Annotated in this window: 12 protein-coding genes and 1 other annotated feature (1 of these 13 cut by a window edge); of the genes, 11 read left to right on the forward strand and 1 reads right to left on the reverse strand. The window is 31.6% G+C overall.

What is annotated here, in order from left to right:
- Positions 1-148, forward strand: a binding site (T-box leader) (it extends 91 nt beyond the left edge of the window).
- A 59-nt stretch (positions 149-207) separates the two neighbouring features.
- The 5 genes from metG to GKG01_RS07025 are packed head-to-tail and all read left to right on the forward strand — an operon-like array spanning position 208 to position 4634.
- Positions 208-2208 (forward strand): methionine--tRNA ligase, encoded by a 2001-nt coding sequence (gene metG / locus GKG01_RS07005; RefSeq protein ID WP_154271925.1) that lies wholly within the window; start codon positions 208-210, stop codon positions 2206-2208.
- A complete protein-coding gene (locus GKG01_RS07010; RefSeq protein WP_154271926.1) occupies positions 2208-2975 on the forward strand; it encodes a TatD family hydrolase in 768 nt (255 codons plus the stop codon). The genes metG and GKG01_RS07010 overlap by 1 nt, the downstream gene beginning before the upstream one ends.
- A gap of 3 nt (positions 2976-2978) precedes the next feature.
- The gene (rnmV, locus tag GKG01_RS07015) at positions 2979-3503 is read left to right on the forward strand and encodes a ribonuclease M5 (protein WP_154271927.1); all 525 of its coding nucleotides are present in this window, start codon (positions 2979-2981) and stop codon (positions 3501-3503) included.
- Entirely contained in the window at positions 3500-4351 is an 852-nt protein-coding gene (gene rsmA / locus GKG01_RS07020; protein ID WP_154271928.1) for a 16S rRNA (adenine(1518)-N(6)/adenine(1519)-N(6))-dimethyltransferase RsmA, read from the forward strand. The genes rnmV and rsmA overlap by 4 nt, the downstream gene beginning before the upstream one ends.
- Before the next feature lie 52 nt (positions 4352-4403).
- Positions 4404-4634, forward strand: a complete 231-nt coding sequence (locus GKG01_RS07025) for a glutaredoxin family protein (RefSeq protein WP_002838618.1) — start codon at positions 4404-4406, stop codon at positions 4632-4634.
- 71 nt (positions 4635-4705) lie between these two features.
- Here GKG01_RS07025 and GKG01_RS07030 read toward each other — a convergent pair whose 3' ends face one another.
- Positions 4706-4894 carry a DUF1858 domain-containing protein gene (locus GKG01_RS07030; RefSeq protein ID WP_094205480.1) on the reverse strand — a complete coding sequence of 63 codons (189 nt, stop codon included), beginning with the start codon at positions 4892-4894 and terminating at the stop codon, positions 4706-4708.
- 121 nt (positions 4895-5015) lie between these two features.
- Between GKG01_RS07030 and mgtE the strand changes: the two genes are divergently transcribed.
- The 6 genes from mgtE to GKG01_RS07060 all read left to right on the forward strand — a co-directional run bounded on the left by mgtE (position 5016) and on the right by GKG01_RS07060 (position 10058).
- The gene (gene mgtE, locus GKG01_RS07035) at positions 5016-6383 is read left to right on the forward strand and encodes a magnesium transporter (RefSeq protein WP_154271929.1); all 1368 of its coding nucleotides are present in this window, start codon (positions 5016-5018) and stop codon (positions 6381-6383) included.
- A gap of 119 nt (positions 6384-6502) precedes the next feature.
- Positions 6503-6742 carry a Veg family protein gene (locus GKG01_RS07040; RefSeq protein ID WP_002835303.1) on the forward strand — a complete coding sequence of 80 codons (240 nt, stop codon included), beginning with the start codon at positions 6503-6505 and terminating at the stop codon, positions 6740-6742.
- Positions 6743-6818: 76 nt separating this feature from the next.
- Positions 6819-7085: a glutaredoxin domain-containing protein gene (locus GKG01_RS07045; protein ID WP_154271930.1), complete on the forward strand. Its 267-nt coding sequence runs from the start codon at positions 6819-6821 to the stop codon at positions 7083-7085.
- Positions 7075-7908: a 4-(cytidine 5'-diphospho)-2-C-methyl-D-erythritol kinase gene (gene ispE / locus GKG01_RS07050; RefSeq protein ID WP_154271931.1), complete on the forward strand. Its 834-nt coding sequence runs from the start codon at positions 7075-7077 to the stop codon at positions 7906-7908. The genes GKG01_RS07045 and ispE overlap by 11 nt, the downstream gene beginning before the upstream one ends.
- Positions 7883-8668 (forward strand): glutamate racemase, encoded by a 786-nt coding sequence (gene murI / locus GKG01_RS07055; protein ID WP_154271932.1) that lies wholly within the window; start codon positions 7883-7885, stop codon positions 8666-8668. The genes ispE and murI overlap by 26 nt, the downstream gene beginning before the upstream one ends.
- Before the next feature lie 4 nt (positions 8669-8672).
- Positions 8673-10058 (forward strand): aminopeptidase, encoded by a 1386-nt coding sequence (locus tag GKG01_RS07060; RefSeq protein WP_154271933.1) that lies wholly within the window; start codon positions 8673-8675, stop codon positions 10056-10058.
- The last annotated feature ends 171 nt before the right edge of the window (positions 10059-10229 follow it).

Here is a 10229-nt window from a genome sequence, read left to right on the forward strand (position 1 = left end):
GTCTTTGAGTTTGAAAAGTTGAATAGCTTATGCTTTTAAATTTTTCCGGGAGCATCCGTTATCAAATGCTAGGCATTAAAGTGCCAAACAATGAGAGAATATTTTATATTCTAAAATTAAGGTGGTAACGCGGATTTTCGCCCTTATATGATGTATGTCATATAAGGGATTTTTTATTTTATTGTAGTTTTATTTAGGAGGGAAATTATGTCAGAAGAAAAGAAATCATATTATATTACTACTCCGATCTATTATCCAAGTAGTAATTTACATTTGGGTCATACTTATACAACAATCATTGCGGATACTTTGAAGAAATTCAAAAAAATCCAAGGCTACGATGTGTTCTTGACTACAGGTACTGATGAACACGGTCAAAAGTTGTATGAAAAAGCAAAAGAAAAAAATATGGGTGATAATCCATTAAATTATATCGATCCAATTGTACAAAGTGCCAAGGATTTGTGGAAAAAACTAGACATAGACATAGATAGTTTTGTCAGAAGTACAGACAAGGCTCACGAAAAAAATGTTCAAGAAATTTTTCAAAAATTATACGATAAGGGAGATATTTACAAGTCTACTTACAAGGGACATTATTGTGTCGATTGTGAAGCTTTTTGGACAGAATCACAACTAAAGGATGGAAAGTGTCCAGATTGTGGACGTGATGTTCATTATCACGAAGAAGAATCGTACTTTTTCAGATTATCAAAATACAAAGATAGAATTTTACAATTGTACAAAGACAACCCAGATTTCTTGAAGCCAGAATCTCGTAAGAACGAAATGGTGAATAACTTTTTAAGTGGTGAATTGGAAGATTTATCCGTATCTCGTACAAGCTTTGACTGGGGAGTTAAGGTTCCATTTGATGATAAGCATATTATTTACGTGTGGATTGATGCGCTTAGCTGTTATTTGACAGGGATTGGATATGGACAAGATGAAGAATTATTCAATAAATTCTGGCCATGTGATATTCACTTGGTTGGAAAAGAAATTGTAAGGTTCCACACAATTATTTGGCCAGCGTTGTTGATGGCTTTGGATTTGCCATTGCCAAAGAGAGTTTTCGCTCATGGATGGATTTTATTCAATGAAGATAAGATGAGTAAATCAAAGGGAAATGTATACTATCCAGAGCCAATTATCGATTTGTACGGTGTAGATGCTTTGAAATACTACATTTTAAGAGATTTTACTTTTGGTAATGATGGTAACTTTACGACAGAAAGATTTATGAACAGATTTAATTCAGATTTGGTAAATGATTTGGGCAATCTTGTAAGTAGATCAGTTTCAATGGTTGAAAAATATTTTGATGGTGTTATCCCACAACCAAATGACAACAACGATATTGACAAGAGTTTAATATCTGTAGTCGAAGGATGCCAAGGAAAAGTTGAAGAGTTATTGGAAGAACTTGATTTTTCAAATGCGCTTGAAGAAATTTGGAAAGTTGTTAGAAGAGCCAACAAATACATCGATGAAACTACTCCTTGGATTTTGATTAAAGAAGATCCAGAAAGATTGAAGACTGTTTTGTATAATTTGATGGATGCGATAAGAGTTATCTGTATTTTAACTTCTCCATTTATCACAGAAACTAGCGAAAAAATCAAAGAACAAATCGGTCTTTCTGAAATCAAATGGGAAGATGGAAAAGTGTTTGGTAAAACTGTCTTTGGAACTAAGGTTCAAAGAGGAGAAAACTTGTTCAATAGATTAGACATCAAGAAAGAAACTGAACGATTGAACGAAGTTAACGACAAATTAATCGAAGAAAGAACTGGTAAAAAAGTTTCTGAATTAAGAGACAATAACAAAGAAGAAGCTCCTAAAGAATCTAAGAAAAAATCAAAGAAATCTAAGAAAAAAGAAGAAATAACTATAGATGATTTTGACAAGCTTGATTTGAGGGTTGGACAAATTGTAGAAGCAAATCAACATCCAGATGCCGATAAACTTTTGGTTTTCAAGGTTAAAATCGGAGAAGAAACAAGACAAATAGTTTCTGGGATTAAAAACTGGTACGAACCAGATGATTTGATAGGTAAGAAGGTTATTGTTGTGTACAATTTGAAGCCTGTTAAATTGAGAGGCGTAGAATCTCAAGGTATGCTTCTTGCTGCAAGTAAAGGCGATAAATTGACTATGGCAAGTCTACTTGACTCAGAATTTGAAGACGGAGCGACTGTATCTTAATGGGAGATTATGTAATATACGATACACATTGTCACTTGACAGATGAGAAATTTGATTTTGATAGGGATAAAATAATTGAAAACCTACAATCTAATTCTGTTGTAAAAGCTATGCTTCCAAGTGACAATGTAGAAAACTCCATTAAAGCAATAGAATTGTCAAAAAAGTATGATTTCTTATACAATGCTGTGGGGATTCACCCTGAAGAAGATAGCAGATTTACGGATGAAGATATTTCTAGGATAGAAGAGTTGGCTGATAATCCAAAATGCAAAGCTATCGGGGAAATTGGACTGGATTATCATTATGAACACGACAAGGACAAGCAAAAATATCTATTTGAGAAACAAATGCAAATCGCCGAAAGAAAAAACTTGCCTGTAATTATTCATACAAGAGATGCAATCCAAGACACATACGATATATTGGCGAGATATCCTAATGTAAGAGGAATAATGCACTCTTATTCTGGAAGTTATGAAATGGCAATGAAATTTATTGATTTGGGATATTATATTTCATTTAGTGGAGTTGTAACTTTTAAGAATGCTAGAAATGTCAAGGAAACTTGTGAGAGATTACCTATCGATAAAATTTTAGTAGAAACAGATTCTCCTTATTTGACGCCTCATCCATATCGTGGGAAAAGAAATGAACCAAAATATGTGAATTTGGTTTTACAAGAGGTTAGTTTGTTGAAAAAAATGTCGGAAAAAGAAGTGGCACAAATCATTTGCAATAATGCTGATGATATTTTTGGATGGTAAATTATGATAAAAGAAATAATAGTTGTCGAAGGAAGAGACGATGAGCAAAGAGTCAAAAGAGCACTAGATTGTGAAGTGATTTGCACTGGTGGGATTTATTTTAGCGACAAATTACTCAAAAGACTCAAAAAAATCGACCAAGATAGAGGGATAATAATTCTAACAGATCCAGACTATGCAGGAAATAAAATCAGAAAAAGAATTAATGATTTTATTCCAAACGCTAAAAACGCATTTATAGCACAAGATTTGTGTATCAAAGATGAGGATATCGGAATTGAAAATGCAAAAGAAGAAGATATTAAAATCGCCATAGAAAACGCTCATCCATCAATGATAGATTCCAAAAACGAATATACAATGGATGATATGATTTACTACCAATTGGTAGGAGAAGGCTCCAAATCCCTAAGAATAAAAGTAGGCAAAATCTTAAACATAGGTTACGGAAATGCAAAATCTTTTCTTAGAATGCTGAACAATTACAATATTTCAAGAGAAAAGTTAGAGGAGGCGATTAACAAATGAGTTATAGACTACACCAGCCTTCCTATATAAAAGAAATATTGGATAAATTTGGATTTAAGTTTTCAAAAGCTTTGGGACAAAACTTTCTTATCGATGGTAATTTGATTGAAAATATCGTCGATTATTCAGGCATTACCGAAGATGATTATGTTATTGAGATAGGACCGGGATTTGGAACTTTAACTGAAAGACTTGTAGATAAATGCAAATTCTTGTATTCTATTGAAATTGATTCAAGACTTATGGATGTTTTGAGATACACTGTTAGAGATCGTGACAATTTTCAAATTATAAATGAAGATGTGTTGAAGGTTGATTTGAATAAACTAAACCATGGAGATAAGAAATTCAAAGTTGTTGCCAATCTTCCGTATTACATCACAACTCCAATAATTGAGCATTTGTTTGATTACAGGGATATTATTGACTCAATAACTGTTATGGTTCAAAAAGAAGTGGCAAATAGAATGGTCGCCGATGTGGGAAGCAAGGATTATGCATCATTGAGTTTATTTGTAAAACAAAATAGTGATGCTAAAATAATTCTGAATGCACCAAAGACTGTGTTTATGCCACAGCCAAAAGTAGACAGTGCAGTTGTGAATATGAAACTTAAAAAACTGGACGAAGATATCGACCAAGAACTTCTTAGACAATTAATCAGATCTGGTTTTAGCAAAAGAAGAAAAACTATATTGAACAGTTTTACAAGTGGATTTGTAAATGTCGATAAGAATGAATTAAAGAATATTCTTGGTGATTTGAACCTTAAGGAAAATTTGAGGGCTGAGAATTTGTCATTAGAAGATTATAAAAATATCGTAAAAAAATTATCTGATATTGATTAGGATTTTCAAATAAGGGTATATATAAAATACAGACTTTTAAGGAGGTATTTTTATGAAAGATGTAGTAATTTATACAAGTGATGGATGCCAATATTGCCATGCTGCAAAAGATTATATGGACGAAAACAACGTAAAATATACAGAAAAAAATATATCACAAGACCAAGAAGCTAGAAAAGAACTTATGAAAAAAGGTCACATGGGTGTTCCTGTTACAATCATAGGTGATGAAGAAATAGTTGGCTTCGACCAAGCAAAATTAAAAGAAGCTTTAGGTTTATAAAAAACAAAACTACTTGTCAAACGACAGGTAGTTTTTTTATGTAAAAGCCCGCTGTGTGAGCGGGCGAAATATTAGTTTTTGTTTAGTTGTTCTAATAGATAATTTACATCTAGTCCGTGAACCATACAAGCTTCTTCTAAGCTTTCCATTTGGCTTGCTGGACAACCTATACATGATAATCCGTTTCTGAATAAAACTTCTACAGAATCTGGATTGTTTCTAATAATATCTCCGATTAACATATCTTTAGTAATTTCCATAAAATCACCCTTTCATCATTTATATTCTTATTATAATATAAGCTTTAAGTTCATTCAAGTAAAAATTTTGCGTATGTATGTTATAATTTAATAAGAAATAGAATTATAGGTGGTGAGGAATATGATGGATGAAAAATTTGAACGTCATGAAATAGATATGGATTTGCTTAACAAATATCTAGAAGACAAAGATTATTTAAAACTAAAAAATCAAATTCAAAAATACAACCCAGTTGATATTACAGATTATATAGAATCGTTAGATTTAAAAAGTGCAATGTTAGTTTTTAGATTACTTAATAAAGATGATTGCATAGATGTATTCTCTCACATGGAAAAGGATCATCGTACAAGGCTTTTAGAGGCGTTTAGTGATAAAGAAGTTAAATTCATAGTCGATGAATTGTATTTTGACGATATGATTGACTTAATCGAAGAAATGCCTGCTGGAATTGTTAAAAAAGTCCTCAGACATACGGATAAAAGCGAAAGAAATCTGATTAATCAATTCTTAAATTATCCAGAAGATTCAGCGGGATCTTTGATGACAATAGAATATATTGAGTTGAGATCTTATTATACTGTGAGAAAGGCTCTTGAAGTTATAAAAAAGACAGGAGTAGATAAGCAGACCGTCTATACATGTTTTGTAACAAATGAAAAGAAAACTTTACTAGGATTTGTTTCATTGAGAACTATAGTTACAAATGAACCTGAAACACTGATAGAAGATTTGATGGACGAAGATGTAATTTACGTTCACACTGACGATGACCAAGAAACAGTTGCAGATGTGTTCAAAAAATACGGATTCGTTGTGCTTCCAGTTGTAGACAATGAAAAAAGACTTACTGGTATAATAACAGTTGACGACATCATGGACGTTATGGAACAAGAGGCGACAGAAGACTTCCAAATCATGGCAGGTATGAGTCCAGACGAAGACGAATATTTGGATCAAAGCGTGTTTAATTTGGCAAAAAAACGTATTGCGTGGCTTTTGATACTGATGATTTCTGCGACGTTTACAGGTTCAATTATGACTCATTATGAATCGCTTTTAGGTCAAGCTATTATATTAACAGCATTTATTCCGATGATAATGGACACTGGAGGAAACTCAGGATCTCAATCATCGACATTGATTATACGTGGATTAGCAACTGGGGAAATCAGTACAAAAGATTGGCTTAAAGTTTTCTTCAAAGAATTCAGAGTTGCTTTGATAGTTTCTGTAGTAATGAGCGTAGTTTGTTTTATCAAAACTATGATTGTAGATAAAGTTAGCGTACCAATTGGTTTGGTAGTATCTTTGACTTTGATATTTACTATAGTCACTGCAAAATTAATAGGTGGAATGTTGCCTATAATTGCTAAAAAGCTAAAACTAGACCCAGCAATAATGGCAGGTCCTTTGATTACTACAATAGTTGATGCTTTGAGTTTATTAATTTATTTTGAGATGGCACACATTGCATTAGGAATTTAAAAAATATATAAAAACTATTGACATATTTTTAATATTACTGTAAAATATTCTATTTAATTTGACTTTAGAGTGATAGAGTGATATAATACTACTAACGACGATCTGTTAGGAGGAATAACGTGAAGGAAATTAACGATTTGAACATGATTAGAAGTCAAGTGCGAAGTAATATTGGAAAAGATGTTATTGTCGAGGCAGATAAAGGACGAAATAAAATTGTAACTAATAAAGGAACTATTAGCCAAGTGTTCCCAAGTTTATTTACAATAAAAATAACTAACGAATATGATTCAGAAAGAACAATATCATATACTTACTCAGATATACTTACATCAACAGTAAAGTTAGAATTATGTTAAAAAACGACCGGAAGGTCGTTTTTTTAGTTTGATTTAACATTTAAACAATAGTATAATTTATTAATAGAGGTGTAATATGAAGTTAAAATTATATATGTCAGAAAAATGCCCAGATTGCGTAGATGCAATCGAAATTTTAAAAAATGCCAATATTGATTATGAAGCAATCAATATTACAGATTCTATGAAAAATCTCAAAGAATTTTTTACTTATAGAGATAATAGAAAAGAATTTGAATCAATTGTTAAGGATAACAAAGTAGGTGTTCCTATGATAACTGATGGCGAAAAGATAGTATTTTTTGAAAAATTAGAAGATTTAAGAGTATTTGATGAAGATTAATAGCTATGCCAAGATAAATCTGTCATTGGATGTTCTTGGTTTAAGAGAAGATGGATATCATAATATCGATACAGTTATGAATTTGATTGATCTTCACGATATTATGGATATAAATCGTAACAGTACTTACGAATTGAATTTAAGCTCTAATAATCCGGATTTTCCAACTGATAAAACTAATTTGATATTTAAAATATTTGAGAATTTGAAAAAATTCAGGGACATTAACTGTGGTTATGATGTATTTGTAGACAAACAAATCCCTATATCAGCAGGACTTGCTGGAGGAAGTTCCAATGCATGTGAGTTTTTGATGTTTGTGAATGATGATTTATCACTTAATCTTTCTGATCAAGAAATCAAAGAAATCTGTAGATCGACAGGGGCGGATACTTTCTATTTTACGAACAAAAAATGTGTAAGAGCAAAGGGAATAGGAAACGAGTTTGTCAGATTATCTGATTTTTCTAATAAAAATATAATAATTGTAAATAATGGAATGAGTATATCTTCAAAAGATGTGTATGATAATTTGAAAGAGTCAAAGGGTGGTCTTGGTAAAGTTTCCGTTGCTATTGATAGTCGTGATTATGAAACTTTTTATAGGAAAGCATTTAACACGATGGAAAGTGTATCAGAAAAATTAGTAGAAGAAATCTCAATTATAAAAGAACAGTTATATGAATTGGGAGCGAATTTGGCACTTATGAGTGGATCAGGACCAACTGTTTTTGGTATTTTTGAAAACTATAACGACTTTGAAAATTGCTACAATAAATTAAAGGACAAATATAAGTATGTATTCAAAACAAAAACCTTATAACAAAATAGGATTCGTGGATTCTGGTTTGGGCGGGCTTACTGTATTCAAAAAAGTTAAGAAGATTATGCCTAATAAGGAATATGTATATTTTGCTGATAGTGCTAATGTCCCTTACGGTTCTAAAACCAGAGAACAAATGCTTAAGATTTCTGAGAATATTGTGAGGTTTTTCAATGAACAACAGATAGATTTACTTGTCGTAGCTTGTAATACGTTAACATCAATTGCGTTGGATTATATGAAATCAATTGCAAAATTTGATATAATTGGAGTTGTTGAATACGGTGTTAAATCTGCTTTAAAAACTACTTCTAATAAAAAAGTTGGAGTAATAGCAACTAAAGCTACAGTAGACAATGGTTTATATAAAAAATTATTAGAACAAAAAGGTATTGAAGTTTGCCAATCTGCGTGTTTTGATTTTGTAGGATTCGTTGAAGAAAACTGCAAAGATAAAGAGAAAATTTTGAAAAAAGTCGAAGAATATTTGAAACCTATTGTAGATTTTGGAGCAGACACCATAGTTTTGGGATGTACACATTATCCTGTTCTAATTGAATACCTTAAACAATATACAGGAGATAATATTACATTTGTAGATCCTGCAGATTTACTAAGTGAAGATATTTATGAGATTTGCGGGAACTATCAAAATATATGTGACACAAAATATTTTGTCACAAAAAATCCATTTGATTTTAAAATTAATGGATCTAAAATTATAGGACAACCTATAGAAAAAGTTACAGAAATGGAGTGATTTTATGGAATTGAATTACGAAAAGAAAAGTATCTGGGAAGTTGTAGATGAAAAAGAACACGATGAAATCTACGCTTATGGCGAAAGATACAAAAACTTCTTAGATAGTTGCAAAACTGAAAGAGAAGCTACAGAATTTATTGTTAATCAAGCAAAAGAACACGGATTTGTTGAATTGAATGAAGCGTTAAAAGGACAAATCAAAAAAGGCGATAAAATTTATATAAATAATAAGGACAAATCATGCGTATTAGTAGTTATTGGTGATGATATAAATGAAGGACTTAATATAGTTGGTTCACACTTAGATTGCCCAAGATTAGATGTTAGAGCTATACCATTTTCAGAAGATAAAAACATCTTAATGATGAAGACACATTACTATGGCGGAATCAAAAAACATCAATGGACTACAATCCCATTGGCAATGCACGGAGTAATCTTCACAAATGAAGGCAAAAAAGTTGAAATCAAAATTGGCGAAAAAGAAGACGAACCAGTTTTCTACATCACTGAACTATTAGCTCACTTATCCAAAGATTTGAACTCAAAAACATTGGGAGCGGCAATTGAGGGTGAAAAATTAGCCATAATAGCTGGTCATGATAGCTATAACTTCAAAGATGAAAAAGAAAACCCAATCAAAAAATGTATATTAAAATATTTGAATGAAAAATATGGAATAACAGAATCTGATTTCCAAGTAGCAGAACTAGAAATTGTACCAGCTACTAAAGCAAGAGACGTTGGATTTGACGGAGCAATGATTGCATCTCACGGTCACGACGACAGAGTTTGTGCTTATGCAACATTAGAAGCAATCCTTAAAGTTGAAAATCCTAAGAGAACAGCTGTAGCTTTATTCGTGGATAAAGAAGAAATAGGATCAGTTGGTAATACATCAATGAATGCACCATACATGGGAAACATGATTGCAGAAATAGCTAATAATCAACATGAAAATTACAGTGATTTAACAATGAGAAGAATCATGGCTAATTCAAAAGTATTATCAGCAGACGTTACTGCAGCTATTGATCCATTGTATGCTGATGCAACAGAAGATTCTAACACAGCTTTAAGTGGATGTGGAATTTCATTGGCAAAATTCACAGGACACGGTGGAAAATTCAGCTCAAATGATGCCAACCCAGAATTCTTAAATGAATTAAGACAATTATTCAAAGAAGAAAAAGTAATGTGGCAAACAACTGAACTTGGTAAAATAGACCAAGGTGGTGGAGGAACAATAGCCTTCATACTTGCAAACCAAGGAGCAGAAGTAGTTGACATCGGAACAGCTATGCTATCAATGCATGCACCAGTAGAATTATTATCAAAAGCTGACTGCTACATGACAAGCAAAGCATACCACGCATTCTTAAAATAATATAAAGTAAACTTACAAAGCACTTGACAATTACCTTTTATATTGATATTATATAAAAGCACTTTGAGTTAAGTGCTTTTTAAATTACTTAAAAGAAAGTAATGCATGTAAAACGAAAATAAAAAAAGTTTTACAAAACACTTGACAAAATGAAATGATGATAGTAAACTA

This window comes from Finegoldia sp. BIOML-A4, from assembly GCF_009679635.1.
Lineage (GTDB): Bacteria > Bacillota > Clostridia > Tissierellales > Peptoniphilaceae > Finegoldia > Finegoldia magna.

What these genes read in the sequence shown, in the direction of transcription:
- metG (WP_154271925.1), top strand. Translation starts at nt 208, where the DNA reads ATGTCAGAAGAAAAGAAATCATATTATATTACTACTCCGATCTATTAT.
- GKG01_RS07010 (WP_154271926.1), top strand. Translation starts at nt 2,208, where the DNA reads ATGGGAGATTATGTAATATACGATACACATTGTCACTTGACAGATGAG.
- rnmV (WP_154271927.1), top strand. Translation starts at nt 2,979, where the DNA reads ATGATAAAAGAAATAATAGTTGTCGAAGGAAGAGACGATGAGCAAAGA.
- rsmA (WP_154271928.1), top strand. Translation starts at nt 3,500, where the DNA reads ATGAGTTATAGACTACACCAGCCTTCCTATATAAAAGAAATATTGGAT.
- GKG01_RS07025 (WP_002838618.1), top strand. Translation starts at nt 4,404, where the DNA reads ATGAAAGATGTAGTAATTTATACAAGTGATGGATGCCAATATTGCCAT.
- GKG01_RS07030 (WP_094205480.1), bottom strand. Translation starts at nt 4,894, where the DNA reads ATGGAAATTACTAAAGATATGTTAATCGGAGATATTATTAGAAACAAT.
- mgtE (WP_154271929.1), top strand. Translation starts at nt 5,016, where the DNA reads ATGATGGATGAAAAATTTGAACGTCATGAAATAGATATGGATTTGCTT.
- GKG01_RS07045 (WP_154271930.1), top strand. Translation starts at nt 6,819, where the DNA reads ATGAAGTTAAAATTATATATGTCAGAAAAATGCCCAGATTGCGTAGAT.
- ispE (WP_154271931.1), top strand. Translation starts at nt 7,075, where the DNA reads ATGAAGATTAATAGCTATGCCAAGATAAATCTGTCATTGGATGTTCTT.
- murI (WP_154271932.1), top strand. Translation starts at nt 7,883, where the DNA reads ATGTATTCAAAACAAAAACCTTATAACAAAATAGGATTCGTGGATTCT.
- GKG01_RS07060 (WP_154271933.1), top strand. Translation starts at nt 8,673, where the DNA reads ATGGAATTGAATTACGAAAAGAAAAGTATCTGGGAAGTTGTAGATGAA.